22 protein-coding genes and 1 pseudogene are annotated in these 25,354 nt (G+C 64.2%); 10 read left to right on the top strand and 13 right to left on the bottom strand.

Annotated elements, in window-relative coordinates; genetic code table 11:
- Positions 1–56 precede the first annotated feature (56 nt).
- The 6 genes from BN1127_RS02585 to argC all read right to left on the bottom strand — a co-directional run bounded on the left by BN1127_RS02585 (position 57) and on the right by argC (position 6,409).
- On the bottom strand, positions 57–677 hold the full coding sequence (locus BN1127_RS02585; protein ID WP_042648370.1) for an FMN-binding negative transcriptional regulator: 621 nt from the start codon (positions 675–677) through the stop codon (positions 57–59).
- Between the two features lie 128 nt (positions 678–805).
- A complete protein-coding gene (gene argH, locus BN1127_RS02590) occupies positions 806–2,188 on the bottom strand; it encodes an argininosuccinate lyase (protein WP_042648371.1) in 1,383 nt (460 codons plus the stop codon).
- Between the two features lie 183 nt (positions 2,189–2,371).
- The gene (locus tag BN1127_RS02595; protein ID WP_042648372.1) at positions 2,372–3,607 is read right to left on the bottom strand and encodes an argininosuccinate synthase; all 1,236 of its coding nucleotides are present in this window, start codon (positions 3,605–3,607) and stop codon (positions 2,372–2,374) included.
- A 54-nt stretch (positions 3,608–3,661) separates the two neighbouring features.
- On the bottom strand, positions 3,662–4,573 hold the full coding sequence (locus tag BN1127_RS02600; RefSeq protein WP_042648373.1) for an ornithine carbamoyltransferase: 912 nt from the start codon (positions 4,571–4,573) through the stop codon (positions 3,662–3,664).
- A 25-nt stretch (positions 4,574–4,598) separates the two neighbouring features.
- The gene (gene argB, locus BN1127_RS02605; RefSeq protein WP_042648374.1) at positions 4,599–5,378 is read right to left on the bottom strand and encodes an acetylglutamate kinase; all 780 of its coding nucleotides are present in this window, start codon (positions 5,376–5,378) and stop codon (positions 4,599–4,601) included.
- 23 nt (positions 5,379–5,401) lie between these two features.
- Positions 5,402–6,409: an N-acetyl-gamma-glutamyl-phosphate reductase gene (gene argC, locus BN1127_RS02610; protein ID WP_042648375.1), complete on the bottom strand. Its 1,008-nt coding sequence runs from the start codon at positions 6,407–6,409 to the stop codon at positions 5,402–5,404.
- Positions 6,410–6,670: 261 nt separating this feature from the next.
- Between argC and argE the strand changes: the two genes are divergently transcribed.
- Positions 6,671–7,816 (top strand): acetylornithine deacetylase, encoded by a 1,146-nt coding sequence (argE, locus tag BN1127_RS02615; protein WP_042648376.1) that lies wholly within the window; start codon positions 6,671–6,673, stop codon positions 7,814–7,816.
- Positions 7,817–8,031: 215 nt separating this feature from the next.
- Positions 8,032–10,665 carry a phosphoenolpyruvate carboxylase gene (gene ppc, locus BN1127_RS02620; RefSeq protein ID WP_005324863.1) on the top strand — a complete coding sequence of 878 codons (2,634 nt, stop codon included), beginning with the start codon at positions 8,032–8,034 and terminating at the stop codon, positions 10,663–10,665.
- Between the two features lie 80 nt (positions 10,666–10,745).
- Here ppc and BN1127_RS02625 read toward each other — a convergent pair whose 3' ends face one another.
- A complete protein-coding gene (locus BN1127_RS02625) occupies positions 10,746–12,227 on the bottom strand; it encodes a sensor domain-containing diguanylate cyclase (RefSeq protein WP_005324865.1) in 1,482 nt (493 codons plus the stop codon).
- Between the two features lie 181 nt (positions 12,228–12,408).
- On the opposite strand from BN1127_RS02625, the gene ybaK reads away from it, so the two are divergent.
- Positions 12,409–12,879: a Cys-tRNA(Pro) deacylase gene (gene ybaK, locus BN1127_RS02630; protein WP_005324867.1), complete on the top strand. Its 471-nt coding sequence runs from the start codon at positions 12,409–12,411 to the stop codon at positions 12,877–12,879.
- Positions 12,880–12,968: 89 nt separating this feature from the next.
- Here the strand turns inward: ybaK and BN1127_RS02635 are convergent, their stop codons facing one another.
- From BN1127_RS02635 to BN1127_RS02645, 3 genes are read right to left on the bottom strand one after another with little or no spacing between them, the layout of a single operon-like run.
- Positions 12,969–13,694: a GNAT family N-acetyltransferase gene (locus BN1127_RS02635; protein ID WP_042648377.1), complete on the bottom strand. Its 726-nt coding sequence runs from the start codon at positions 13,692–13,694 to the stop codon at positions 12,969–12,971.
- Entirely contained in the window at positions 13,684–14,133 is a 450-nt protein-coding gene (locus tag BN1127_RS02640) for a rhodanese-like domain-containing protein (RefSeq protein WP_005324870.1), read from the bottom strand. Before BN1127_RS02640 ends, BN1127_RS02635 begins: the two co-directional genes overlap by 11 nt.
- Before the next feature lie 17 nt (positions 14,134–14,150).
- Entirely contained in the window at positions 14,151–14,618 is a 468-nt protein-coding gene (locus BN1127_RS02645) for an OsmC family protein (RefSeq protein ID WP_005324873.1), read from the bottom strand.
- A gap of 665 nt (positions 14,619–15,283) precedes the next feature.
- Here BN1127_RS02645 and pdxR point away from each other — a divergent pair.
- Positions 15,284–16,711, top strand: a complete 1,428-nt coding sequence (gene pdxR / locus BN1127_RS02650; RefSeq protein ID WP_042648378.1) for a MocR-like pyridoxine biosynthesis transcription factor PdxR — start codon at positions 15,284–15,286, stop codon at positions 16,709–16,711.
- A gap of 175 nt (positions 16,712–16,886) precedes the next feature.
- Complete coding sequence (locus BN1127_RS02655; RefSeq protein ID WP_042648379.1) at positions 16,887–17,798, top strand: type 2 periplasmic-binding domain-containing protein; 912 nt, start codon at positions 16,887–16,889, stop codon at positions 17,796–17,798.
- A 3-nt stretch (positions 17,799–17,801) separates the two neighbouring features.
- Here BN1127_RS02655 and BN1127_RS02660 read toward each other — a convergent pair whose 3' ends face one another.
- Positions 17,802–18,686 carry a LysR family transcriptional regulator gene (locus BN1127_RS02660; protein WP_041206805.1) on the bottom strand — a complete coding sequence of 295 codons (885 nt, stop codon included), beginning with the start codon at positions 18,684–18,686 and terminating at the stop codon, positions 17,802–17,804.
- Between the two features lie 125 nt (positions 18,687–18,811).
- Here BN1127_RS02660 and BN1127_RS02665 point away from each other — a divergent pair, with 125 nt between their 5' ends.
- Together BN1127_RS02665 and BN1127_RS02670 are read left to right on the top strand one after the other, a co-directional pair.
- Positions 18,812–19,213: a CidA/LrgA family protein gene (locus BN1127_RS02665; RefSeq protein WP_042648380.1), complete on the top strand. Its 402-nt coding sequence runs from the start codon at positions 18,812–18,814 to the stop codon at positions 19,211–19,213.
- The gene (locus BN1127_RS02670) at positions 19,206–19,895 is read left to right on the top strand and encodes an LrgB family protein (protein ID WP_042648381.1); all 690 of its coding nucleotides are present in this window, start codon (positions 19,206–19,208) and stop codon (positions 19,893–19,895) included. The genes BN1127_RS02665 and BN1127_RS02670 overlap by 8 nt, the downstream gene beginning before the upstream one ends.
- Before the next feature lie 67 nt (positions 19,896–19,962).
- On the opposite strand, the gene BN1127_RS02675 is transcribed toward BN1127_RS02670, so the two are convergent.
- Positions 19,963–22,431, bottom strand: a complete 2,469-nt coding sequence (locus BN1127_RS02675) for a bifunctional aspartate kinase/homoserine dehydrogenase II (protein WP_042648382.1) — start codon at positions 22,429–22,431, stop codon at positions 19,963–19,965.
- Positions 22,431–23,609 (bottom strand): cystathionine gamma-synthase, encoded by a 1,179-nt coding sequence (metB, locus tag BN1127_RS02680; RefSeq protein ID WP_042648383.1) that lies wholly within the window; start codon positions 23,607–23,609, stop codon positions 22,431–22,433. The genes BN1127_RS02675 and metB overlap by 1 nt, the downstream gene beginning before the upstream one ends.
- A 223-nt stretch (positions 23,610–23,832) precedes the next feature.
- Between metB and metJ the strand changes: the two genes are divergently transcribed.
- From metJ to BN1127_RS02695, 3 genes and pseudogenes are all read left to right on the top strand, one after another.
- Positions 23,833–24,156: a met regulon transcriptional regulator MetJ gene (gene metJ / locus BN1127_RS02685; RefSeq protein ID WP_005327165.1), complete on the top strand. Its 324-nt coding sequence runs from the start codon at positions 23,833–23,835 to the stop codon at positions 24,154–24,156.
- 35 nt (positions 24,157–24,191) lie between these two features.
- Positions 24,192–24,882 (top strand): annotated as a pseudogene (locus BN1127_RS02690) (helix-turn-helix domain-containing protein).
- Between the two features lie 84 nt (positions 24,883–24,966).
- Positions 24,967–25,326 carry a tRNA-binding protein gene (locus tag BN1127_RS02695; protein WP_042648384.1) on the top strand — a complete coding sequence of 120 codons (360 nt, stop codon included), beginning with the start codon at positions 24,967–24,969 and terminating at the stop codon, positions 25,324–25,326.
- Positions 25,327–25,354 lie beyond the last annotated feature (28 nt).

A 25,354-nucleotide genomic window follows, 5' to 3' on the forward strand; every position in this document is an offset into this window, starting at 1 on the left:
TGATGACTCATGATGAACCCTTTTTCATGGCTCCAGATGACAAACATGATCTCATATCAGGGACTTGTTCGCACCTTCCCTAGCGCGGTATGCCCCCTTTCCTGCAGGACATCGATAGCCCCCTGCCGGTCCGCAGCCTCCTTGTTCTGGCTCAGCTTGAACTTGCCGACCAGCTGATCGATCTCGATCTCTATGCCCACCACGGCCTGCACCATAGCCTCGAGATAGTCGCGCGGTGCATCCGCCATCTTCCAGGGCGCGGGCTCCGCAGCCTCATGGGTACGAGTCAGGCTCGCCAGCAGGCGGCGCACGAAACGGGCATCGTCCCGCACCCGGATGCGGCCATGGGCGTGTACTACGGCATAGTTCCAGGTAGGCACCTGCTGGTGGTGCGCCTGCTTGCTCGGATACCAGTTGGGGGAGATATAGCCCTCGGCGGCCCTGAAGATCACCAGCACTTCCTGCCCTTCCTTCACCTCCTGCCAGAGCGGGTTGTTGCGCGCCACATGGGCCCGCAAGATCCCATGCACCCCCTCATCGGCATCGAACTCGAACGGCAGGTGGTTGGCATCCAGCCCCTGCTCGCCACAGGTGACCAGGGCCCCCAGGGGATGGGCCAGGATCAGCTGGTGCAGCGCAGCGGGATCGGGGGTGGCGAAGTGGGGTGGCAGATACATAAGGGCTCCTTGAGCGATAACTTGGCTTCCATGCAGAGGCCCATTCTTGCGCAATCGGGGTCGGCAGGCGATGGTACAGACATAAAAAAAGAGGGCCTGAGCCCTCTTCGTTTCATCCGGTTCGGCGATCAGCCGCGCTTGGTCAACCAGGCCTCGGCGGCGGTGAGGGCCGCTTCTATCTGCTCGCGGGCGACGCCGCCCTTGGCGACCCGCTTGGCCAGGGTGGCTTCCAGCTCCAGGTTCGGATACACATCCTCCCCCACCACCGGGCTGAAGCGCTGGAACTCTGCCAAAGAGAGATCTTCCAGCGGCTTCTTCACCTGGATCGCGTAGACCACAGTTTCGCCGACGATATGGTGCGCCTCGCGGAACGGAATCCCCTTGGCCACCAGATAATCCGCCAGTTCGGTGGCGTTGGCGTAGCCGCCCTGGGCTGCTGCCTTGGTGCGCTCGCCATTCACTTTCAGATCGATCAGCACCAGGGCCGCCATGTCGAGGCAGTCGTGCCAGGTGTCAAGGGCGTCAAACAGCCCCTCTTTGTCTTCCTGCATGTCCTTGTTGTAGGCCAGCGGCAGCGCCTTCAGGCTCATCAGCATGCCCATCTGGGCGCCGACCACCCGGCCGGTCTTGCCACGGATCAGCTCCAGCGCGTCCGGGTTCTTCTTCTGGGGCATCAGAGAGGAGCCCGAGGTGACCGCGTCAGAGAGCTCGACAAAGCCCGCCTCGCCGGTGTTGTAGAAGATAAGATCCTCGGCAAAACGAGAAAGGTGCGCCATGGAGAGGGACGCCACGTGCATCAGCTCCACCACATGATCCCTGTCGGAGACCGAGTCCAGGCTGTTGCGGGTGGCGCCACTGAAGCCCATGTCCAGCGCCAGCGCCTCGCGGTCGATGGCATAGGCGGTGCCCGCCAGGGCGCCACAGCCGAGCGGGCTGGTGTCGAGCCGTTTCAGGGCATCCTGCAGACGGGAATGGTCCCGCTCCAGCATCTCCACATAGGCCAGCGCCCAGTGGGCGAAGGTGACCGGCTGGGCCCGCTGCAGGTGGGTGTAACCGGGCAGCACCGCGGCCTGATTGGCACGAGCAGAGGCGACCAGCCCCTGTTGCAGCGCAGTGATGGAGCCGAGCAGCAGCTCGCCCTGGGCCTTGCACCAGAGTTTGAGGTCGGTGGCGACCTGATCGTTGCGCGAGCGGCCGGTGTGCAGCTTCTTGCCCAGGGTGCCGACGGCATCGATGAGCTTGCCCTCGACCCAGGAGTGAATGTCTTCGGCATCGGAACTCAGGATCTGCTGGGGATCCTGCTGCACCGAGGCGAGCAGCACCTCCATCGCCTGTTGCAGTTTGCCTTGCTCATCGGCGGTCAATACACCCACCTTGACCAGCGCACGGGCCCAGGCCATGGAGCCCTGGATATCCTGCTCCGCCAGCCGGTAATCGAACCGCAGCGAATCGTTGAACTGCTTGAACCGGCTATCGGCTCCCTGACTGAAGCGTCCACCCCAAAGTGCCATACTGCTCTCCTTGAATGCGTTGTCGGCGGCGCCTTGCGCCGTCGAACTTGAAATCGTGCCCTGTTGTTCTGCGAGCCTGTTATCTCACAGAAGCGGCCAGGACGCTGCCGCTCTGCTCACACCCCACTGATACAAGAGGGGGCAATGCCCCCTCTCCGGTACCAGCGGATTTAATCCTGCGGCTTAGCCGTGGGTGTGATCGCCGCCGATGGCCTGATGCTGCTCCTTCATGGCGCGGATCCGGCTCGCCAGGGTGTAGAGACGGATGAAGCCTTCGGCGTGGCTCTGGTCATACACTTCGTCGGCGCCGAAGGTGGCGAAGTCTTCGGAGTAGAGGCTGTTCGGCGACTTCTTCTGTACCGCAGTGACCTGACCCTTGTACATCTTCAGCACTACTTCGCCGTCGAGATCCTCGGCGATGGCATTGGCGGAGGCGACAATGGCCTTGCACAGCGGAGTGAACCAGCGGCCGTCATAGACCAGGTGGGAGAACTCGGCACCCAGCTTCTCCCGCCAGGCACGGGTCGGGCGATCCAAGACCAGCTCTTCCACGGCGCGCAGTGCGGCGACCATGACGGTACCACCCGGGGTCTCGTAGCAGCCACGGGACTTCATGCCCACCATGCGGTTTTCGGTGATGTCGATACGGCCCACGCCGTGCTTGCCGGCACGCTCGTTCAGGGTCATCAGGATCTGGAGCGGAGTCAGCGGTTGATCGTCAACAGCCACCACTTCGCCCTGAGCCACGGTCAGTTTGACGTATTCCGGCTCGTTCGGTGCCTGCTCGGCGGAGACAGTCCACTGCCAGACCGCTTCGGACGGCTCGTTCCAGGTGCTTTCCAACTCGCCACCCTCGGTGGAGATGTGCCAGGCGTTCGCATCGCGGCTGTAGATCTTCTTCAAGGTCGCCTTGCAGGGGATGTTGCGGGCTTCCAGATAGGCCAGCAGATCTTCCCGGGAACGCATGTCCCAGAGACGCCAGGGGGCGATGACCTTCAACTGGGGAGCCAGGGCGGCCACGGCGCCTTCGAAACGCACCTGGTCGTTACCCTTGCCGGTGCAGCCGTGGGAGATGGCGTCAGCCCCTTCTGCCAGAGCCGCTTCCACCATCGCCTTGGCGATGATGGGACGGGCCATGGAGGTGCCCAGCAGGTAGGTGCCTTCGTAGACGGCGCCGGTCTTCAGAGTCGGATAGACGTACTCCTTGACGAACTCTTCGCGCAGATCCTTGACGATGCACTTGGTGGCACCGGAGGCGATGGCTTTTTGCTCGATCCCTTCCAGATCGTCACGCTCCTGACCGACGTCGGCGACGAAGGCGATGATCTCCGCATCGTAGTTCTCTTTGAGCCAGGGAATGATGGCCGAGGTATCCAGTCCGCCCGAGTAAGCCAGTACGATCTTGTTGATTCCGCTCATTTACTTCTCTCCGTGATGATTCGATAAGGTTGTGATTCAGGGTCGGTCGCCGGCTTATTTATGACCCAAAAGCGTCAGCAGCACGGCATTCTGGATATGCATCCGGTTTTCTGCCTCATCCATGATGAGGGAGGCTGGTCCGTCCATGACCTCCGAGGTGATCTCCAGCTCCCGGTGCGCCGGCTGGCAATGCAGCACATGCTGGATGCCGGTGCGATCGAGCAGAGCCTGGTTGATCTGATAAGGCATGAAGATATCTTTTACCTGCTCCATTGGTGTGTTGTCACCCATGGAAACCCAGGTGTCGGTATAAACCACGTCGAAGCCTTCGATGGCACCCACGTCATCGCTGATGTTGATATGCGCGCCAGATTGTGCCGCCAGCGCCTGGGCCTGCAGGAAGATCTGGGTATCCGGGCCGTGGCCTTTCGGGCAGACCAGGGTCACGTCGGTGCCGAGGGTCGCCCCCAGCAGCAGCAGGGAGTGGCTGACGTTGTTGCCATCGCCGAGGTAGGCCAGCTTCACCTTCGACAGATCCGCATACTGCTCGCTGATGGTCATAAAGTCCGCCAGCCCCTGGCAGGGGTGGTAGAGGTTGCACAGGCTGTTCACCACCGGCACAGAACCATGCTCCGCCAGCTCGACCAGGGTCTGGTGATCGAACACCCGCGCGACGATGGCGTCACACCAGCGCGACAGATTGGCGGCGAAATCCTTCACCGACTCCCGCTTGCCGAGCGCGCCGTTCTGCTGATCCAGGTAGACGCTGTGACCGCCGAGCCGGGCGATGCCGATGTCGAAGGTGACCCGGGTGCGCAGGGAGGGCTTCTCGAACAGGGTGACCACGCTCTTGCCCGCCAGCGCCTGGCCGTACTTCTTGGGGTCCGCCTTGACCGATTTGCCGAGGGCAATCAGCGCCTCTATCTGGGCCTTGCTCAAGTCGCTGTCTTTCAGAAGATGTTGCATCGGATGTTCCTTTTTCCGGCCAGGGTTAGAGGGTGACTTGGGTGCCGACGGCGCCGCCCGCCAGCAGCTTGAGCAGTTGGTCCGGGTAGCGCCAGCTGGCGACACAGACAGGTTTGCCCAGGGTCTCGGCGGCGTGCAGCGCGGCCTTCACCTTGACCGCCATGCCGTCCGTAATAACGCCCTTCTCCATCAGGTCCAGCACGCTCTGTTTGTCCAGCTGCGGCACCAGCTTGCCCTTGCCATCCAGGATGCCGCTCACGTCCGACAGCATCACCAGATCGGCGCCCAGCGCCTCGGCAATCGCCGTGGCCGCCTGATCCGCGTTGACGTTCATCAGCTGGCCGTCGGCGGTGATGCCGATGGAACTCACCACCGGCAGGAAGCCCTGTCCCAGGATGCCGGCCACCAGCGCCGGGTTGCCCGGCTGGCAGTCACCCACGGCGCCGAGATCCGGGTCGAGCTGGGTCACCTGGCAGAGGCCGCCGTCGGCGAGGCAGAGCCCCACGGCAGGGATGCCGGTGGCGATGGCCTTGGCCATCATCATCTTGTTCGCGGTGCCCGCCAGGGCCCCGGCGATGAAGGGGATCTGCTCGAACGGGGTGACCCGCAGGCCGTTCTTCTTGGTGGAGGTCATCCCCAGCCCCTTGAGCAGGTCATCCACCAGGCAGCCACCACCGTGCACCAGCACCAGGGGACGGTGCTGATCGTCCAGGAAGGTTTTCAGGGTGGCGAACAGGGCGGTCAGGGCCTCGTCGTTCTCGATCAGGGCGCCGCCCAACTTGATTACCAGCGTCTGCTTGTCCATCTTCTCGATCCTTCCTTAAAGCGTTAAATCAGGCCGGTGGCCGGTTCAAAACCAAACTTGATATTTATGCACTGCATCGCCTGGGAGGCGGCGCCCTTGAGCAGGTTGTCGATGGCGGAAACCACCACCAGCATGTTGCCCTGCTGCTGCCAGGCGAGGTCGCAGTAAGGGGTATTGGCCACGCCACGGATGGAGGGCATCTGGCCGGTGAGGCGCACCAGGGGCTTGCCTTCATAGGCCTTGAGATAGGCTTGATCCACCTGGGTTTGCGTCACCCCATCCGCCAGTTGCACATAGATGGTGGCCAGTATGCCCCGCACATAGTTGCCAAGGTGGGGCTGGAACAGCACCCCCTTGCCCAGGTGGTGGCTGATCTCCGGCTGGTGTCTGTGATTGAAGGTGCCGTAGGGGCTCAGGCTAACCTCGCAGAAGCTGGTGTTGATGGCGGCCTTGCGACCGGCTCCGGAGACACCGGAAACCGCGTTGATGATGGGCTGCCACTCCTCGGCAATCAGACCGGCCTGCTGCAGCGGCTTGAGGGCGCAGAGGGAGGCGGTCGGATAGCAGCCGGGCACCGCAATCAGCTGGGCAGCGGCAATGGCATCGGCATTCCACTCCGCCAGACCGTAGACGGCCTGTTCCAGCCACTGCTCGCTGTCGTGGGTGAAACCGTAGAAGGAGGCGTAGAACCCCTGATCCTTGACCCGGAAGGCGCCGGAGAGATCGAACACCGGCAGCCCCTTGGCCAGGAACTTGGGGGCGAGCTCGGCGCTCACCTCGTGGGCGGTGGCCAGCAGCACCAGGTCGGCCTGGGTCAGGATCCGGGTCATGCCGTCCTCGTCCAGCGGCAGCAGCGGCTGATCCAGCTCACCGACCCACTGGGGATGCAGGGAAGAGAAACGCTTGTGGGCGTCCTGGCTGCCGGCGGAGACATAGAGGCCGAACAGCTTGAGTTCTGGATGGTTCTGGACCAGTGCGGCCAGTTCGGCCCCCGCGTAGCCACTGGCACCGACGATAACGGTATTGAGCATGTTTGAGTATTCCAAGTCTGGGTTCGAAATTCACAGCGTGGTGCTGCGGTGCAAGGGGTCGGCTATCGCCCCTTAGATGCAACGAATGCGGAGGGGCAATTCAGGCGGATATGCGTCGTCGGTTACAGATCAGGTGACAGAACATTAACTTTCCCTTACAACTAGAAGCCTTGTTGATGAGCACTTGAAAAGAATATTCATGCACTCACTTTGCATTTGTATTTTCTAACAGAAACACTCCGGGGACGCAAGGAGGAGCTGATGGCCAATCTGGATTTTTTTTCACTTTATAAGAATATTATTGCGATTCCCTCTATCAGCAGCACGGATCCTCGCTGGGATCAGAGCAACGAGGCGGTGATCCGGCTGCTGGCCGACTGGTTCGGCCAGCTCGGCTTCCAGTGCGAGGTGACGGCACTGCCCGACCTGCCGGGCAAATTCAATCTGGTGGCGACCTATGGCCAGGGGGAAGGGGGCCTGCTGCTGGCAGGTCACACCGATACTGTGCCGTTCGACGAGGGAGGCTGGAGCAAGGATCCCTTCAAGGTAACCGAGGAGGGCAACCGCCTGTACGGGCTCGGCACCATCGACATGAAGGGCTTCTTCGCCTTCATCGTGGAGGCGCTCAAGGAGATCGATCTCACCACCCTCAGCAAGCCGCTGCGCATCCTGGCCACCGCTGACGAGGAGACCACCATGGCGGGGGCCCGTGCCATCGCCGCGGCGGCCGAGATCAAACCCGACTATGCGGTGATCGGTGAACCGACCGGTCTGGTGCCCGTAGTGGCTCACAAGGGCCACATGTCGGAGGCCATTCGCATCACAGGCCGAAGCGGTCACAGCTCGGATCCCGCCAACGGCGTCAACGCCATGGAGATCATGCACAAAGCCATGGGCCAGGTGCTCAAACTTCAGCAGGATCTCAAGGATCGCTATGCCGACCACAGATTCGCCGTGCCCCAGCCCACGTTGAATCTGGGCTACATCCAGGGGGGCGACAGCCCGAACCGCATCTGCGGCTGCTGCGAGCTGCACATCGACATGAGGCCCACCCCTCAGGTGGGACCGGATGAACTGATGGGCCTGCTGAAAGAGGCGCTCTCCCCCATCGAAGTTCACCAGCCGGGCTGCCTGCACCTGCAACACCTGCACGAACCCATTCCGGCCTATGCCTGCGAGGACGGCTCCGATCTGGTACGCGAGGCCGAGCGGGCGAGCGGTCGGGCCGCCGAATCCGTGAACTATTGTACCGAGGCCCCCTTTATCCAGCAGTTGGGATGCCAGACCATAGTGATGGGCCCGGGCCATATCACTCAGGCCCATCAGCCCGATGAATACCTGGATCTCTCGTTCGTCAAACCGACCACGGCGGTGCTGCAGCACCTGATCCGGCGTTTCTGCGCCTAGGTCGAGGGGAATGTAAGTAAGTTACATGACATGCCGCCTCGGGACAGGTGAGGGAAATACATGTTCTGAATCGGCCTGTTATTTGACCTTGCGCAGACAATCTGGGTAGATTGTCCCCCTAAGATGACGGAGCATATGTTGTAATCGCACAACAATAAGTGAGGCTGCCTCTCCCCTCGGAAGGTCAAGGGGCACCAACCAAATAAGGATGTGGAATGAACGAAAAGTACGCCGCCCTACGGGCCAACGTAGGCATGTTGGGCCAACTGCTGGGGAAATCCATCAAGGATCATCAGGGTCAAGCCTTCCTCGACAAGATTGAGACCATTCGTCAACTGGCCAAGTCCTCCCGCAAGGGCAACGAGTCAGACCGGGAACGCCTGCTAGAGACCCTGCGTACTCTCTCCGATGACGAGCTGCTGCCCGTGGCCCGCGCCTTCAGCCAGTTCCTCAATCTGGCCAACGTGGCGGAGCAGTTCCACACCATCTCCCGCCGCTGCGAAGAGCAGGAGTGCACGCCGGACCCGCTTGAGCAGATGTTTGCCAAGCTAAAAGCCTCCAACCTCTCCCAGGAGGCCATCATCCAGGCGGTACGCGAGCTGGACATCGACTTGGTGCTGACCGCCCACCCCACCGAGGTGACCCGTCGCACCCTGATCCACAAGCACGTGCAGCTCAACGACTGCCTGGAAGCGCTGGAGCTCTCCGATCTGCTGCCCCGCGAGCGGGACAAGATCCTCAATCGCATCGAACAGCTGGTCAATCAGGCCTGGCACACCAACGAGATCCGCGAGCAGCGCCCGACGCCGGTGGACGAGGCCAAGTGGGGCTTCGCCGTGGTGGAAAACAGCCTGTGGCCGGCCATTCCCGAATTCATGCGCAATCTGGACGAGCGCCTGCAACACCACCTGGGTGTGCGCCTGCCGCTGGATGCCGCGCCGGTCAAGTTCACCTCCTGGATGGGCGGTGACCGCGACGGCAACCCCTTCGTCACCGCCAAGGTGACCGCCGAGGTGCTGGAGCTGGGTCGCTGGATGGCGGTCAACCTCTTCTACCGCGACATCAAGGAGCTCACCTCAGAGCTCTCCATGGCCGACTGTACCGAGGCCGTGCGCGCCCGGGTCGGTGACAACCCCGAGCCCTACCGCGCCCTGGTGCGCGAGCTGCGCGAGCAGCTGCGCGAGACCCAGGAGTTCCTCACCGCCAAGGTGCAGGGTCAGGCGAGCGAGAGCCGCGATCTCATCAAGACCACGGCCCAGCTGCGCGAGCCGCTGGAGCTCTGCTACCACTCCCTGCACGCCTGCGGCATGGGCAACATCGCCGACGGCATGCTGCTGGACGTGCTGCGCAAGCTGGCCTGCTTCGGCATCCATCTGGTCAAGCTGGACATCCGCCAGGACGGTGAGCGTCATGGTCAGGTCTTCTCCGAGCTGACCCGCTACCTCGGCATGGGTGACTACGCCGAGTGGAGCGAGGACGACAAGCAGGCCTTCCTGCTCAACGAACTGAACTCCCGCCGCCCGCTGATCCCCACCGACTGGGCACCGAGCGACGAGACCCGCGAGACCATAGACACCTGCCGGGTGATCGCCGGTCACGACCCCGATGCGTTCGGCATCTACATCATCTCCATGGCCGGTGCACCGTCCGACGTCCTGGCGGTGCAGCTGCTGCTGAAGGAGGCGGGTTGCAAGTTCCGCATGCCGGTCGCCCCGCTGTTCGAGACCCAGGAAGATCTGATGGCGGGTACCGCCGTGATGGATCGCCTGCTGTCGGTGGACTGGTATCGCGGCTACATCCAGGGTCGTCAGTACGTGATGATCGGTTACTCGGATTCCGCCAAGGACGCGGGCATGATGGCCGCCGGCTGGGCCCAGTACGCCGCCATGGAATCCCTGGTGGGGCTGGCGGAAGCCAACAACATCCGCCTGACCCTGTTCCATGGCCGTGGCGGTACCGTCGGTCGCGGCGGCGCCCCCGCCCATCAGGCGATCCTGTCCCAACCGCCGGGATCCCTGCGCGGTGGTCTGCGGGTCACCGAACAGGGCGAGATGATCCGCTTCAAGTTCGGTCTGCCCAAGGTCGCCATCCACAGCCTGAACCTCTACACCAGCGCCGTGCTGGAGGGGAACCTGCTGCCGCCACCCAAGCCCAAGGAGTGCTGGCGCGCCGTGATGGAGCAGCTGGCCACCGTCTCCTGCGATCACTACCGCAGTATAGTGCGCGGCCACCCGGACTTTGTGCCCTACTTCCGCGCCGCCACCCCGGAGATGGAGCTCGGCAAGCTGCCGCTCGGTTCCCGTCCCGCCAAGCGCAAGCCCAACGGCGGCGTCGAAAGCCTGCGCGCCATCCCCTGGATCTTCGCCTGGACCCAGAACCGGCTGATGCTGCCAGCCTGGCTCGGTGCCCACAAGGGTCTGCAGCAGGCCATAGATGACGGTCAGAAGAGCGTGCTGGACGAGATGAGCCGCCAGTGGCCCTTCTTCCGCACCCGTCTCGAGATGCTGGAAATGGTGTTCCTCAAGGCCGACCTCTGGCTGGCGGAGTACTACGACACCCGTCTGGTGCCCAAAGAGCTGTGGGCCCTCGGCAAGCAACTGCGTCAGGAGCTCTCCGACTCCATTCAGGTGGTGCTGGAGCTGCGCCCGCAGGGAGACCTGCTGGACGACCAGCCCTGGATCAAGGAGTCCATCAAGCTGCGCAACCCCTACACCGACCCGCTCAACGTGCTGCAGGTCGAGCTGCTGGGTCGCTCGCGCAAAAACCCTGAAACTCTGCACCCCGAGCTGGATCAGGCGCTGATGGTCACCATCGCCGGTATCGCCGCCGGCATGCGCAACACGGGTTGATGGCCGGGCCATCAAGCACCTCTTCCTGATATAAAAGGGCGCCTATATGGCGCCCTTTCTGTTTCTGCTGTCCAGCCAGCCTAGGCAATCCGGTTGCGTCCCCGGCGCTTGGCCTCGTAGAGGCGCTGATCCACGCACAACAACCAGTCATCCATGCAGCGGTAGCTCATCTGATAGGGGGTGAGGCCCAGGCTGATGGTGACGGTGATCGTCTGTTGTTGATACAGGAAGCTGTGCTGCTCGACCAGTTGCCGGATGCGCTCCATGATGGCGCGAGCCTCCTCCAGGGTGGTGCCGCGCAGCAGCATGATGAACTCCTCCCCGCCGAACCTCGCCACCAGATCCTGGCTGCGCACCGCCTGCATCAGCAGACGCGCCAGCTCCTCGAGCACAGCATCCCCGGCAAGGTGACCATGCTCATCGTTGATCTGCTTGAAAAAGTCGATATCGATGAGGACCAGGCAACAGGCTTCTCCCTCGGCCGGATGACGCTGGATATGATCGAGCAGGACATTCGCCTGGGTGAAGAAGCTGCTGCGGTTGGGCAGCTTGGTGAGAAAGTCGTGCTCGGCGTTGAAGCGCAGCACCCGCTCCATCCGGCTGCGCTCATCCTCCAGATTGCGAGCGTGGATCAGGGTGCCGAGCGCCGTGGTGAGCGGTTCGAGCTGAGTCACCAGGGTTTCGTCGAAGCCACAGGGACGGTTCGCCAGGGCGATCATCCCGATGGCCTCCCCCTTGTGGCGGATGGGGATGCCGAGGAAGCTGTCCAGACGGGGGTGCCCCCGGGGGGAGACGCCGCGACTCGCCGGATGACTCGGCAGATCATTGCAGCACACCAGGGTGTTGTGGGTCACCACGTGGCCGAACAGGTTGTCGAGCTTGCTGAAGATGAGGCCGCCCCGGTTCTGGCGTTGCTGCTCGTACCAGGCGTGGGTCGCATCGTCCCAGGAGACGTTCGAGATGGAGGGGATGTAGAGGCTGGGCAGCCCCTCCTCGTACTGGACGATGCCAATGAAGCCATAGGTGCTCTGGCTGACGCTCAGCAGCCGCTCGAACACGGTGTCGCAGGCGGATGCCAGGTTGCGGTCGAGCAGAAAGCTCTGATGGGCGGCCACGACGATGTCGAACAGCTGGCTCTGCTGCTCGACCCGTTGCTTGGCCAGCACCTCGGAGGTGATGTCGTGGGCCAGCTTGATCACCCCGAGCAGGGCCCCCGCTTCGTCGGTGATGGGCATGTAGGTGGCGTGGATCCAGAGGGTACCGCCATCGTGCATGACGCGGCGAAACTCCCCCGAGTGGATCTCGCCCTTCAACACGCCTTGCCAGAAGCGTCCGTACTCGGCGTGCAGTTCCGGCGGCAACAGCAGCAGATGGGACTGGCCGACCAGCGCATCGGGGGCATAGCCGAACATGCGGCAGAACAGCATGTTGACCGACACCATGCGGCCATCCAGATCGAACTCGACCATGCCGTAGGTCCGGTCGAGGGCGGTCAGCCGGGCCAGGGCCTCATAACGATCGAACGTGTCGATATCGCGAGAGCGGATTGCTGGGGTATTCATGGCTACGATTCCTTTCGATCGCCATCGCATCGCGGAGGAATGCGGGAACAAGAGCTCAGATCATAGGATCCGGCATCCGGTTGCGCGAACAGAGGCCCCCATGGGGGGTGAAGGCTGACACTTGCCACATCTGGCCCTCGGGCGCAGACTGTCTGGCCTTGTTCAGGCCCGAGGAGACCCCATGACACCCGCCATCAACCTGCTGAAGAAGCTGAAAATCCCCCACAAGCTCTATCCCTACGAGTGCGAAGCCCACGACGATTTCGGCAAGCATGCCGCGACCCAGCTCGGCCTGCCCCAGGCTCAGGTGTTCAAGACCTTGCTGGCTCACCACGACAAGCAGGCGGTGGTCGCCATAGTCCCCTCCTCCGGCATGTGCAGCCTCAAGCAGCTCGCCAAGGCCACCGGCCTCAAGAAGGTGGAGATGATGAAGCCGGCCGACGCCGAGAAGCTGACCGGCTACAAGGTGGGCGGCATCAGCCCGCTGGCCCAGAAGAAGCTGTTGCCGACCGTGCTGGACGACTCCGCCATGGCGTTTGACGAGATCCTGGTGAGTGGCGGCAAGCGCGGCCTCTCGGTCGGGGTGGCGCCCGAGGACATGGTGCGCCTGATGAAGTGGATCGCCGCCCCCATCGGCGAGCACCATGAATGAGCTCACTCATCAAGCAACATCCAGCATGAGAGAGGCCCCGCAATCGGGGCCTCTCTCGTTTTGCCCCTCAGGCCCAAGGGACCACAGGCTTATGGCGTCACCCGGCAGGCGGCGGTGAGCTCGGAGAGGCGCAGCCGCTGGCGCCCCTGTTCGTCGAAGTTGGCATCCGCCAGCCAGCGCTCGAAACAGCCCTTCAAAGCGGGCCACTCGCCGTCTATCACCGAGAACCAGGCGGTATCCCGGCTGTGCCCCTTGTCCACCCGCGCCTGGCGGAACGTCCCCTCATAGCAAAAGCCGAGCCGCAGCGCCGCCTGCCAGGAGGGTCGGTTCAGGGCATTGCACTTCCACTCGTAGCGGCGATACCCCAGGGCGAAGGCATTGGCCATCATCAGCGCCATGGCCGCCGTCGCCAGCCGCGATTGCTGCAGGGCCGGCGAGAAGTGCAGCCAACCCACCTCCACACTGCCCGCGGCGGGGTCGATGTGCAGGTAGCTGGCGAGCCCCAGCGCTCGGCCGCGCCTCTCATCGACAATGGCATAGAACTGGGGATCGGCCTTGGCGGCGACCCCTCGCAGCCAGGCCAGCATGGCCGCCTCATTCTCAAAGGGGCCGCTGGTGAGGTAGGTCCACATGGCCCCGCTGTCGGCACAGAAGGCCTGCCACAGGCTGCTGCCGTGGCGCTCGGGATCGAGCGGTTCCAGGCGACAGCCCCAGCCGCTCAGCACGCGGTGAGGGGGAAACTCGGCGCCCCGCCAGTCGGGCAGAGACTCGCCCAGGGGTTGGCCATGGCCGTTGAAGAGGGGTTCAGCAGGCACAGGCGATCCCCCCTTCCAGCAAGACGCCGGCCTCGCTGCCGGTGGCGACGGCGAAGCCGTCCTGGCGCCACCAGTGCAGGCCGCCGATCAGCTCCTTGACCCGAAAGCCCAGGGCCGCCAGCTTGTACGCCCCCTGGGTCGAGCCGTTGCAGCCGATGCCATCGCAGTAGCAGACATAGACCTTGTCCCGCGACAGCCCCTGGGTGGTCGCCGGGCTCATGGTGCGATGGGGGAAGGAGACGGCCCCCGGGATATGGCCCTCGGCGTAGTGCGCGGGGGAGCGGGTGTCGATGACCACTATGCTGCCCCCCTCGTCCGCCTCCCCGGCCAGCAGATCGGCGGCGAGATCCGCCGGATCGGTGCGAAACTTCAACTGGGCCTCGAAAAACGCGCTGGCCTCCAGCGGGCTAGCAACCCCGGTACTCAATACATGACTCATCCTGAACCTCCTTGTGATTAGAGCGCTATCTCTGTAGTGACGACGGTGTTGACCGAGTTGGCGATGAAGCACTCCTCGTGGGCCTGGTGGTGCAGCCGCTCCAGCACGGCGAGATCGGGCCGACGCTCGCCGCCAAACACCACCCTGGGGCGCAGGGTGACCCGGGTGATGGACTGGCGACCTCGCTCGTTCTGCTCCATGATGCCGACGGCCTCATCACGGTAGCTCTCCACCAGATAACCCGCCCTGGCGACCAGCCACAGGAAGGTCAGCATGTGACAACTGGAGAGGGATGCGACGAAGGCCTCCTCGGGATCCACGTGCTCGGCCACCGAGTAAGGCAAGGGCACCACATGGGGGGAGGAGGAGGCAGGCACCCTGACTCCGCCATCAAACGCCCACTCATGGGCACGGCTGTAACGCTGATCGACAAAGGGCTCGCTGGCCCCTCGCTGCCAACTGATGGTGGCGCTGTATTCCGACATGCAGACTCCTTCTGTAGCCAATGGGATTGCTTCACTTCCTTGCCCACCAATGTAGCGACAAAATGGCCTTGCCACGCCGACCAATTTTGCCAATATGGGCAGACCAATTTATCCGCAACGGGAAGTGTCATGACAGTCCTGCCAACCCTCTTTGCCGACCAGCAGCAAAACGATCTTCCCCTGCACGAACAGTTGGTGCGCACCCTGCGGGAAGCTATATCCGGATGGGGGGGCCATCTGCCCCGGCCCTGCGGAGGCCAATCATGACAGTCCCGCCAACCCTCTTTGCCAATCAGCAGCAAAACGATCTTCCTCTGCACGAACAGCTGGTGCGCACCCTGCGGGAGGCGATATCCGGATGGAGGGGCCATCTGCCCCACCCCCGCGGAGGCCAATCATGACAGTCCTGCCAACCCTCTTTGCCGACCAGCAGCAAAACGATCTTCCCCTGCACGAACAGTTGGTGCGCACCCTGCGGGAGGCGATATCCGGATGGGGGCGCCATCTGCCCCGCCCCCGCGGAGGCCAATCATGACAGTCCTGCCAACCCTCTTTGCCGACCAGCAGCAAAACGATCTTCCCCTGCACGAACAGTTGGTGCGCACCCTGCGGGAGGCGATATCCGGATGGGGGGGCCATCTGCCCCGCCCCCGCGGAGGCCAATCATGACAGTCCTGCCAACCCTCTTTGCCGACCAGCAGCAAAACGATCTTCCCCTGCACGAACAATTGGTGCGCACCCTGCGGGAGGCAATACTGGCGGGTCATCTGCCGCTGCACGGCAGGCTGCCGGCCAGCCGCATACTGGCCCGGGATCTCGGCATCTCCCGCAGCACTGTGGAGCTGGCCTATGGCCGGCTGGAGGCGGAGGGGTATCTGGTGCGCAAGGTGGGGGCCGGCAGCTTCGTCGCCCTGGCGGCGGTGCGCCCCGCTCCGCGCCCGCCCCAGTCGGCGGCGGGGCTCTCACGCCGTGGTCAGGAGATGGCGCAAGGGGGGGCCTGCCACGAGGTGCCCGAGGTGGGCAACTCCTTTGCCTCCAGCCAGCCGGATCCCCGCCTCTTTCCCCAGGCACTCTGGGGTCGCCTGATGCAGCAGCAGTGGCGTCAGGGGGCCAGCGACTGGATGAATTACGGGGATCCGCAAGGGCTGGCCACGCTGCGCGCCGCCATCAGCAGCTACCTGGTGCAATCGCGGGGCGTGGTGTGCGAGCCGGAGCAGATCCTGATCCTCACCAGCTCCCAGCAGGGCATATTGCTGGCGACCCAGCTGCTCATCGATGCCGGTGACACCGTCTGGGTGGAGGATCCGGGTTATCCCGGTGCCCGCACCGCCATGGAGAGCGCCGGCGCCCGCATCCACCCGGTGCAGGTGGACGCCGAGGGGCTCAATCCTGCCGGCGAACACCCCAGCCCCAGGCTCATCTACTGCACCCCGGCCCACCAGTACCCCCTCGGGGTCCCCATGAGCCTGCCGCGCCGCATGGCACTGCTGGCGGAGGCCGAGCGGCGCGGCGCCTGGATCCTGGAGGACGACTACGACGGGGAGTACCAGTACGATCAGCGGCCGCTCCCCGCCCTGCAGGGGCTGGATGGCCAGGGGCGTGTCCTCTATGTGGGGACCTTCAGCAAGGTGCTATTTGGTTCCTTGCGCCTCGCCTACCTGGTCTTGCCGCGCCCCCTGATGGAGGCCTTCAGCCGGGCTCGCGCCGCCGTCGACGGCCACAGCAACCAGTTGCAGCAGGCGGTCACCGCGGACTTCATCCGCGCCGGCCACTTCGCCACTCACCTGCGCCAGAGCCGTCTCGTTTACCAGAGTCGACGGGATCTGCTGCTGGCCGAGCTGGCCGAGCACTGCCCAAGGCTCACCCCCGTCCACAGCGGCGCCGGGTTGCAGTGCGCCGTGCTGCTGCCCGCCGGGGGAGAGGCCCGCTGGACTGAGGCGGCCAACGCCCGGGGGTTGGGGCTGCGCCCCCTGCGTCAGTATCACCTCGCCCCGCCCACCCGGGAGGGCTGGTTGCTCGGCTTCGGCTGTCTCGACAACCAGACCCTGCGCCAGCTGTGTCGCCAGCTGGGCGCCCTGATGGAATCGGTCTGAGGTTAGGCCAGAAGAGCCCGGGTCCCGCAATCGCACTGTGTCCCCAGTCGGGTTCGCAGGTAAAAACCGTCTGAAGCCAGGCCCAGAGGTCAGAGGAGCCGGGGGCCAATAGCGCTGTGTCGGCAGGGGGCCCCGAACTATAATGGGCACAATCCCGTTGTAGAAACCGGCCAAGATGCATCGACTCCTGCTCCTGCTCCTCACGCTCTCCCTCTCATCCTCCCCGATGGCGGCCACCCGATTTACCCTGCTCAGCCCGGAAAACGAACAGGATGCCCGCATGGACTACTACCGGGAGGCGATGCGGCTGGCGCTGGAGAAGACCCGCCAGCAATACGGCGACTACGAGCTGCACGACTCCCTCAAGATGAACAAGGCGCGGATGCGACTCGAGGTGCAAAAGCCGGGCAGAAATGCCCTCTTCATCATCGACAACTGGCCCCAGAAGACGCCTCACAAAGAGGTCAGCCGGATCCCCTTCCCCATCGATCTCGGCATTCTCGGTTACCGGGTCTGCTTCGTCGGCGCCGACCGCGCTGAGGTGCTGGCCGGGGTCCGCACCCTGGCACAATTGCAGGCGTTCAGTCAGGGAAGTGGCAAGGGGTGGCAGGATGCCGATATCTTGCGCCACAACGGCTTCCAGGTGCAGGAGGTGGACAACTACGAGTCTCTGTTTCGCATGGTGGCTCGTGGCAGGGTCGACCTCTTCTGTCGCGGTGCCAACGAGATACTGGCGGAGTGGGAGACCCACCACCCCAGGCTGCCGACCCTCACCGTCGATCGCCATGTGATCCTCTTCTATCCGTTGATCCACGCCTTCTACAGCCATGTTACCTACCACAAGGAGCGCGAGCGCATCCAGCTCGGCCTGCAGCTGGCCTGGCAGGACGGCTCACTCCAGCGGCTCTGGCGCCAGCACTTCCAACCCTCTCTGGTGTTCACCCAACTGGCCTCGCGCCAGCTGTTCAGGCTGAGCAACCCCCAGTTGCCCGCCGAGGGGAGCGACTACCGATCCTATCTCTATGATCCGGCCCGGGATGCGTTCGGTATTCCCCCCCACGACAAGACAGGCAAGGTCGGCAAGTAGCGCCTAGCCCCGCGCCCCCTGCTCGCGACACAGGGCGAGCCAGGCCTCGGCGGTGCGGGAGAGGTAGCGTTTCGCGGGCCAGATCACCCCGAGCCGCCAACTCAGCTCCGGCAACAGGGGACGCAACACCAGGCCGTCCGGCGTCAGCCGCCGACAGATGGGCTCGGGCAGGAAGGCGACCCCCATGCCACTGCGCACCATGGCGGTGAGAAAATCCCACTGGCTGCTGCGCGCCGCCACCTGGGGCACGAAGCCCGCCTGCTGACAGGCCTGCTCCAGCCGCTCGCTCAGGGTGAAGGCCTGGGTGTAGAGCAGGAAGGGCTCCTCCTGCAGATCCGCCAGCCGGATCTCGCTGCCCCCGCGCCAGCGGGGCAGGTCAGGCAGCACCACCTGAATGGGATAGCAGTCAAGCTCCAGGGCGCTCAGCACCCCCTCTTCCCTGGTCGGCAACATGGTGATGGCGAGATCCAGCTCCCCCTCCAGCACCGCCTGCTCGATGCGGCGCCCGCCGTACTCGACGATAGAGAGCTCCACCTTGGGGTAGCGGCTGCGGTAGGCGCGGATGAGGTCCGCATAGACGTGGCCCACCATGGGGGGGATGCCGAGCGCCAGGCGCCCGTGCTGCAGGCTCTGCAGATCCGCAAGCTCCGCCTCCAGCTGCTGCATCTGGGCCAGGATCAGCTGGCCACGGGCAAACAGCACCTGGCCGCTGTCGGTCAGGGTGAAGCTGTGTCCCTCCCGATTGAGCAGGGGCTGGCCCAGCTCCTCCTCCATGTTGCGGATCATCTTGCTGATGGTGGGCTGGGTGACGAACAGCTTCTCGGAGGCGCGGGTGAAACTCTTCTCCCGCACCAGTTCGACAAAGTAACGCAGGGCTCGGATATCCATGGGACGCTCGTCTGGGGTGATCGCCAAATAATGCCAACTTGGCATATTTTTCATAATTTAAATTCATTTTTTGCAGGTTTAGCCCCCGCTTATACTGTGACCAGGTTCACAGAAAGACGCCCATCATGAAAGCCTTCTGCCTTCGCTGGTTGCAAACCCCCTTCCAAATAGCCCTGCTGGCGGCCATCTGGCTGCTGGCCGACACCGCGGTACGCACCTTCCACCTACCCCTGCCCGCCAACCTCACCGGCATGCTGTTGCTGCTGGTCTGCATCCTGCTCGGGGTGGTCAAGGCCCAGTGGTTCAGCGCCGGGGCCCGCTGGCTGCTGGCAGAGATGCTGCTGTTCTTCGTGCCCGCCGTGGTGGCCGTGGTCAACTATCAGGATCTGCTGCTGCAGGAGGGGTGGCGCATCATGGTGGTGCTGGTGACAAGCACTGTGCTGGTGCTCGGCACCACGGCCCTGGTGGTGGACAGGGTCTATCGCCTGGAGCTGAAGCTGGCCCGCCGGAGTCGCCGCCATGTCTGACACCCTGCTCGGCCTGCTCTGCTTCGCCCTCACCCTGCTGTTCTACTACGCCAGCAAGTGGCTCTATGGCAAGAAGCGCATCCTGCCCCTGATGCCGCTGCTGCTGGCCCCCGCCCTGCTGGTGGCCGTGGTGGTGCTGTTCCACATCCCCTATCAGGACTACATGGCCGAATCCCACTGGCTGCTCTGGCTGCTGGGCCCGGCCACCGTCGCCTTCGCGGTGCCCGTCTACGAGAACCGCTCGCTGATGCGCCGCCACTGGCTCTCCCTGTCGGTGGGGGTGATCGCCTCGGTGGTGATGGCGGTGGGCAGCACAGTGCTGCTGGCACGCTGGCTGAACCTCTCCGAGCTGCTGCAGCGCAGCATGGCCATGCGATCCATCACCACCCCCTTCGCGGTGGAGGCGACCCGCTCGGTCGGTGGCAACGCCGATCTCACCGCCCTGTTCGTGGTGCTGACCGGGGTGATCGGCATGGCGGTGGGTGAGAGCGTGCTGACGGTGCTCGCCATCCGCAGCCGCCTCGGCAAGGGGGCGGGTTTCGGCGCCTCCGCCCATGGCGCGGGTACCGCCAGGGCGTACCAGATGGGCAACGAAGAGGGGGTGGTCTCCAGCATGGTGATGATGATAGCCGGCATGGCGACTGTGCTGCTCGCCCCCCTGCTGGGCAAGTTGTTCTGGTAAGGCATTGCGACCACCAACGAGAAGAGGCGCCCTTGGGCGCCTCTTCTTTGTATCATCCACCAGTCCCTTACAGGCTGGCGCAGATCTGCCACAAGTCGTACTGAATGGCAGCAGCCGTCACCTCGCGCCCCGCCCCCGGCCCCTGAATGACCAGCGGATTGGTCCGATAGCTGTCGCTCTCGATGGCAAACACGTTGTCACAGGGCAGGAGGTTGGCGAACGGATGGTGGGGCTCCAGGGTCTCCAGCCCGACCCGCGCCTTGCCGTCGTGTTCGAAGCGGGCGACGTAGCGCAGCACCTTGCCGACCCGGCGTGCCCCCTCGAACGCGGTCTGGATGGGATCATCCAGCTCCTTGAGCCTGTCCATGAACTGATCCGTGCTCACCTTGCGCAGGGAGACCGGCACCAGGTTCTCCAGCTCGATGTCGGCGGAGTCGAGCTCGAACCCCGCCTCCCGCGCCAGGATGAGCAGCTTGCGGCGCACGTCCTGACCGGAGAGATCCTCCCGGGGATCCGGCTCGGTCAGACCGTGCTGCCAGGCCTCGTCCACCAGCTCGGAGAAGGGGCGGCTGCCGTCATATTGCTGGAACAGCCAGGAGAGGGTGCCGGAGAAGATGCCGGAGACTCCCTGGATGCGATCCCCGCTCTGGCGCAGCATCTGGATGCTGGACTGGATGGGCAACCCGGCCCCCACGGTGGCGTTGTAGCGCCACTGCACCTGATGATCGCGGCAGGTCTGCTTGATGCGCTGGTAGAACTCGCTGTCGGCGGCGCCAGCAAACTTGTTGGCCGCAATGATGTGGCAGCCGAGCTGGGCGAAGTCCGGGTAGTAGCGGCTCACCGTCTCGCTGGCGGTCATGTCGAGCGCGATCAGGGAGTCAAAACCGTGCTGCTCCAGCTGGGAGAGCAGCTCCGGCCAGATCAGCGGCTTGGGATTGAAGTTGTCACGCACCTTGAGGGGATCCAGCCCCTCTTCATCCAACACGCCCCCCTTGGAGTCGAACACCCCGTAGAGGGTGAGCGCCAGATTGAGTTCATGCTCGAGCCGCGCCTTCTCGCGGGCGTAGAGGCTGAGCCACTGACCACCTATGTTGCCCTTGCCGAACACCACCAGACCGACCCGGGTCGGACGGCTGAACAGGGCGCTGTGCAGGGCGATAAGCAGCGGCTCCAGCACCACCTGGCGCAGCACGGCCACCAGGCTCAGGCCGTCTCTGGCCACTTGAACGAACTCCAGGGGCTGATCCGCCAGCAGTTGATAGAAGCGATGACACTGCTCGGCGTTGTCGGTCACCCCTGCGCCCACCAGGGCCACCAGGCTGAACCCCTCTTTCTGGATGAGGCCGGTGAAGCTGCCCTGCAGTTGGAAGTCCCGCAGCACCTCGAAAGCTCCTTGTGCCACCTCCAGGGTATAGGCCAGGCGCAGGATCCGCCTATCCGGCTGGCGCTGCAGGGTGAGCGGGTGGAGGCGATGGCGGGCCAGATGGGCCTCGATGGCGGCCACCGTCTGCTCATAGCCGGTCTGGGGCAGCACCTTGAGCTCGATGAGGGCAATCTGATCCACCGAGGAGACGATGCGGGCGCCGCCGGAGCGGGGGGCGCGGCGCAGAATATGGGTGCAGCCCTCGTCCGGGTTGTAGCTGCAGCGCAGGGTGAGGCGCTGGCGGCTGTCGGCCACCGGTTGCAGGGTACGGGAATGGAGCACGGAGGAGCCGAGACGGGCCAGCTCGTTGGCTTCCGCCAGACTCAGGCGCTCCAGCAGGCGGGCTTCTTTGACCCGACGCGGGTCGGCGCTGTAGACCCCGGCTACGTCGCTCCAGATGGTGGTGGACTCCCCATCTGCCAGGGCGGCAAGCAGGCTGGCGCTGTAGTCGGAGCCGTTGCGACCGAGCAGCAATGAGCGCCCCTCCATGTCGGCGGCGATAAAGCCGGTCACGACGATGCGGCCGGGGTGTTCGACCAGGCGGGCCTTGAGCAACTCGCTGGAGATGGCGGTGTTGACCTTGACCAGGGCGCCATCCTCGGCACGCAGGAAGCTGCGGGCGTCGAGCCAGATGGCCTTGTCGCCGCGACTGGTGAGCAGGGCGGCCAGCAGGCGCGCCGACCATACCTCGCCAAAGGCAAGCAGGCCATTGCGCGCGAAGCGATCGAACTGCCCCTCCAGGGTCTTGGCGATCAGTTGCATGTCGTCGGTCAGCTGCTGGCTCAAGTCGAGCCGCAACTCTCCCTCCAGCAGACCGTCGATCAGGCTCTGCTGATAGGCGTGCAGGGCCGTGATGGCTTCGCCCGCGGCCTCATCACCCGCCTCGGCCAGCTCCACCAGCTGGATCAGCCGGTTGGTGGTCTTGCCGGCGGCGGAGACCACCACCAGCTCTCTGCCCCCGCCATGCTGCTCGGCCTGTTGTTCGAGAATGCTGGCGACCCGGCGATAGCAGACAGGATCCGCCAGACTGCTGCCACCAAACTTGTGCACATGACGCCGCTTCAAGGCTCTCTCTGCCACCACCGCACTCTCTCCTTGTTGTTGCTGTTCCATTACTTCACCTGTTCTGCCTGTTGTACCAACTGCGCCTGTTCAAAGCCTTGAGCCAGATCGGCCACCAGGTCTTCACCGTGTTCTATGCCCACCGAGAGGCGCAGCAACTGGGCGCTGATGCCCGCCGCCTGCTGCGCCGCCGGGGTCATGGCCCTGTGGGTCATGCTGGCCGGATGGGCCACCAGACTCTCCACCCCGCCGAGGGATTCCGCCACAGAGAAGAGGCGCAGCGCCGCGAGGAAGGCGCGCAGCCCCGTCTCGTTGCAATCGAGTTCAAAACTTAGCATGGCGCCGAAACCGGACTGTTGACGGCGCGCAATCTCGTGGCCCGGGTGGCTCGGCAGGCTGGGGTGATAGATTTTTTTGACCAGCGGCTGCTGCTGCAGGAAGGCCAGGATCCTGTCCGTGTTCTCCTGATGGGCACGCAGGCGCGGCGCCAGGGTGCGCAACCCACGCAGGGTGAGGTAGGAGTCGAAGGCCCCCGAGGTGAGCCCCAGACAGTTGGCCCACCACACCAGGGAGTCGGCCAGCTCGGCCTCCTTGGCGATCGCCACCCCGCCCACCACGTCGGAGTGGCCGTTGATGTACTTGGTGGTCGAATGCACCACCACGTCGGCACCCAGCGAGAGCGGCTGTTGCAGCAACGGGGAGAGGAAGGTGTTGTCCACCACCACCTTGGCACCCACCTCATGGGAGGCGGTGGCGATGGCGGCAACGTCCACCACCCGCAGCAGCGGGTTGGAGGGGGTCTCTACCCACACCAGGGCCGGCTGCTGCGCCAGCGCCTCGGCGAGCGCGGCCTCGTCCCCCTGATCGACGAACTGCACCCTGTAGTGGCCCTTGGCCGCCAGGTACTCGAACAGGCGCCAGGTGCCGCCGTAGCAGTCGTGGGGGGCGATCAGCAGATCCCCCGCCTTGAGCAGGGCGGTCGTCACCAGGTGCACGGCCCCCATGCCGGTGCCGGTCACCACGGCGCCGGCGCCCCCTTCAAGGGCCGCCAGTGCGTCCGCCAGATTGGTGCGGGTCGGGTTGCCTGAGCGGGCATAATCGTATTGACGGGGCTCGCCAAAGTCGGCAAAGGTGTAGTTGCTGGAGAGGTAGATGGGGGGCACCACGGCACCGTGCTGTGTGTCTGTCTCAATCCCGGTGCGTACCGCCTGGGTGGCCTTGTGGGTCATGTCACTCTCCTTGATGTGTTGCCGGAGCCGGTCCGCCTCGTGGGTCGTCCTGCCCCGCTCTCATTTGCGCTGGCCGGAGTGCCGGTCCATGGTGCATCACACTACGCCACCTTAAAAAAGCCGTCAACACTTCTAGACGTCTAAATGGCTTTGCTGTTGGATTGCCATTGAGATCCTTAAGGGTTAAAATCCGCGCTCACGGCCAAACGAGAACAGGTGGAACATGGGTACAGAGTGGAACGGCGACTACGTCAGCCCCTATGCGGAGCACGGCAAGAAGAGCGAACAGGTCAAGAAGATTACCGTCTCGATCCCGCTCAAGGTGCTGAAGGTGTTGACCGATGAGCGCACCCGTCGCCAGGTGAACAACCTGCGTCATGCGACCAACAGCGAGCTGCTCTGTGAGGCCTTCCTGCACGCATTCACCGGTCAGCCGCTGCCCTGTGACGACGATCTGCGCAAGGATCATCCGGACAGCGTCCCCGCCGAGGCCCGCGCCATCATGGAGGCGCTCGGCAAAGAGATCGAAGATTTCGACGCCGAGTAATCCGGTGGCCCATGGCACATAATCCCCCCTCTTCGATGACGCGGCCCGGTGCCGCGTCATCCTTATCCGCCCCCTGCCCGTTCAGCCTGCGCCGCTACCAGAGCGACATCAGCAGCCACAGCCACGACTTCGCCCAGCTGGTGATCCCCCTGGACGGCCCCCTCGAGATCGAGGTGCAGGGCCAGGGACGCCGCCGACCCGGCGCTCTCCTTCCTGGTGCAGGAGAGCCACTGGCTGCCGGAGGCCCTTGGCGAGCGCCCCTTCATCCCCCTGGACGAGCCCCAGCGCCACTACCTCGCCTTCCTGCATCAGATGGTGCGCCAGGGTCGCCATGTAGCCGGTATGGAGCAGGTCTGGCTGAGCCTCCTGGCCCAGAGTCAGGGCATGGGCCCCCCCCTGGCCCCCCGCATGACAAGAGTGCAGCGCCATATCGAGGCCAACCTTGCGGCTGCACTGACCAATCAGCAACTGGCAGCCATCGCCAGCCTCGGCCAGAGCCAGTTCAAGCACGCCTTTCGCCAGCAGTTCGGCATGAGCGCCTCCCACTACATTCGCAGTCGGCGCATGGCGCTGGCACGCACCCTGCTCGCCCAGACCGCCCTGCCCATAGGCGAGGTGGCCAGCCGCTGCGGCTATCAGGATCAGGGAGCCTTCGCCGAGCGTTTCCTGGCCGGGACGGGCCTCACCCCCTCCCGCTGGCGCCAGCAAAACGGCCCGCAGCCATAACAGTCCGGCCCCTTGCCGAAGACAGGGGCTGTCGTTTCGAGGCATGCTGAGGTCAATGCAAGGTGTGTGAAAGGAGGAGCCAAGATGCAGACCATAAGCTGGCAGCAGTTCGAGATGGTGGAGCTGAGAGTGGGCACCCTGGTGCGGGTCGAGCCCTTCCCAGAGGCGCGCAAGCCCGCCTACAAGGTGTGGGCGGATTTCGGCCCCGAGCTCGGGGTGCGCAAGAGCAGCGCCCAGATAACGGATCTCTATCAACCGGAGGATCTGGTGGGGCGCCAGATAGTCGCCGTAGTGAACTTCCCGGCCAAGCAGATAGGTCCCATCCAGTCGGAGTTTCTGCTGACCGGCTTCTACCGGGCCGATGGCGCCGTGGTGATGGCCATCCCGGAGCAGGCGGTGGAGAACGGCGCCAAGCTGGGCGGAGACACTGTGCCCCATGAATGAGAAGAGGCGACCCCGGGGTCGCCTCTTC

This window comes from Aeromonas media (assembly GCF_000819985.1).
Classification (GTDB): domain Bacteria; phylum Pseudomonadota; class Gammaproteobacteria; order Enterobacterales; family Aeromonadaceae; genus Aeromonas; species Aeromonas media.

What these genes read in the sequence shown, in the direction of transcription:
- BN1127_RS02585 (WP_042648370.1), bottom strand. Translation starts at nt 677, where the DNA reads ATGTATCTGCCACCCCACTTCGCCACCCCCGATCCCGCTGCGCTGCAC.
- argH (WP_042648371.1), bottom strand. Translation starts at nt 2,188, where the DNA reads ATGGCACTTTGGGGTGGACGCTTCAGTCAGGGAGCCGATAGCCGGTTC.
- BN1127_RS02595 (WP_042648372.1), bottom strand. Translation starts at nt 3,607, where the DNA reads ATGAGCGGAATCAACAAGATCGTACTGGCTTACTCGGGCGGACTGGAT.
- BN1127_RS02600 (WP_042648373.1), bottom strand. Translation starts at nt 4,573, where the DNA reads ATGCAACATCTTCTGAAAGACAGCGACTTGAGCAAGGCCCAGATAGAG.
- argB (WP_042648374.1), bottom strand. Translation starts at nt 5,378, where the DNA reads ATGGACAAGCAGACGCTGGTAATCAAGTTGGGCGGCGCCCTGATCGAG.
- argC (WP_042648375.1), bottom strand. Translation starts at nt 6,409, where the DNA reads ATGCTCAATACCGTTATCGTCGGTGCCAGTGGCTACGCGGGGGCCGAA.
- argE (WP_042648376.1), top strand. Translation starts at nt 6,671, where the DNA reads ATGGCCAATCTGGATTTTTTTTCACTTTATAAGAATATTATTGCGATT.
- ppc (WP_005324863.1), top strand. Translation starts at nt 8,032, where the DNA reads ATGAACGAAAAGTACGCCGCCCTACGGGCCAACGTAGGCATGTTGGGC.
- BN1127_RS02625 (WP_005324865.1), bottom strand. Translation starts at nt 12,227, where the DNA reads ATGAATACCCCAGCAATCCGCTCTCGCGATATCGACACGTTCGATCGT.
- ybaK (WP_005324867.1), top strand. Translation starts at nt 12,409, where the DNA reads ATGACACCCGCCATCAACCTGCTGAAGAAGCTGAAAATCCCCCACAAG.
- BN1127_RS02640 (WP_005324870.1), bottom strand. Translation starts at nt 14,133, where the DNA reads ATGAGTCATGTATTGAGTACCGGGGTTGCTAGCCCGCTGGAGGCCAGC.
- BN1127_RS02645 (WP_005324873.1), bottom strand. Translation starts at nt 14,618, where the DNA reads ATGTCGGAATACAGCGCCACCATCAGTTGGCAGCGAGGGGCCAGCGAG.
- pdxR (WP_042648378.1), top strand. Translation starts at nt 15,284, where the DNA reads ATGACAGTCCTGCCAACCCTCTTTGCCGACCAGCAGCAAAACGATCTT.
- BN1127_RS02655 (WP_042648379.1), top strand. Translation starts at nt 16,887, where the DNA reads ATGCATCGACTCCTGCTCCTGCTCCTCACGCTCTCCCTCTCATCCTCC.
- BN1127_RS02660 (WP_041206805.1), bottom strand. Translation starts at nt 18,686, where the DNA reads ATGGATATCCGAGCCCTGCGTTACTTTGTCGAACTGGTGCGGGAGAAG.
- BN1127_RS02665 (WP_042648380.1), top strand. Translation starts at nt 18,812, where the DNA reads ATGAAAGCCTTCTGCCTTCGCTGGTTGCAAACCCCCTTCCAAATAGCC.
- BN1127_RS02670 (WP_042648381.1), top strand. Translation starts at nt 19,206, where the DNA reads ATGTCTGACACCCTGCTCGGCCTGCTCTGCTTCGCCCTCACCCTGCTG.
- BN1127_RS02675 (WP_042648382.1), bottom strand. Translation starts at nt 22,431, where the DNA reads ATGGAACAGCAACAACAAGGAGAGAGTGCGGTGGTGGCAGAGAGAGCC.
- metB (WP_042648383.1), bottom strand. Translation starts at nt 23,609, where the DNA reads ATGACCCACAAGGCCACCCAGGCGGTACGCACCGGGATTGAGACAGAC.
- metJ (WP_005327165.1), top strand. Translation starts at nt 23,833, where the DNA reads ATGGGTACAGAGTGGAACGGCGACTACGTCAGCCCCTATGCGGAGCAC.
- BN1127_RS02695 (WP_042648384.1), top strand. Translation starts at nt 24,967, where the DNA reads ATGCAGACCATAAGCTGGCAGCAGTTCGAGATGGTGGAGCTGAGAGTG.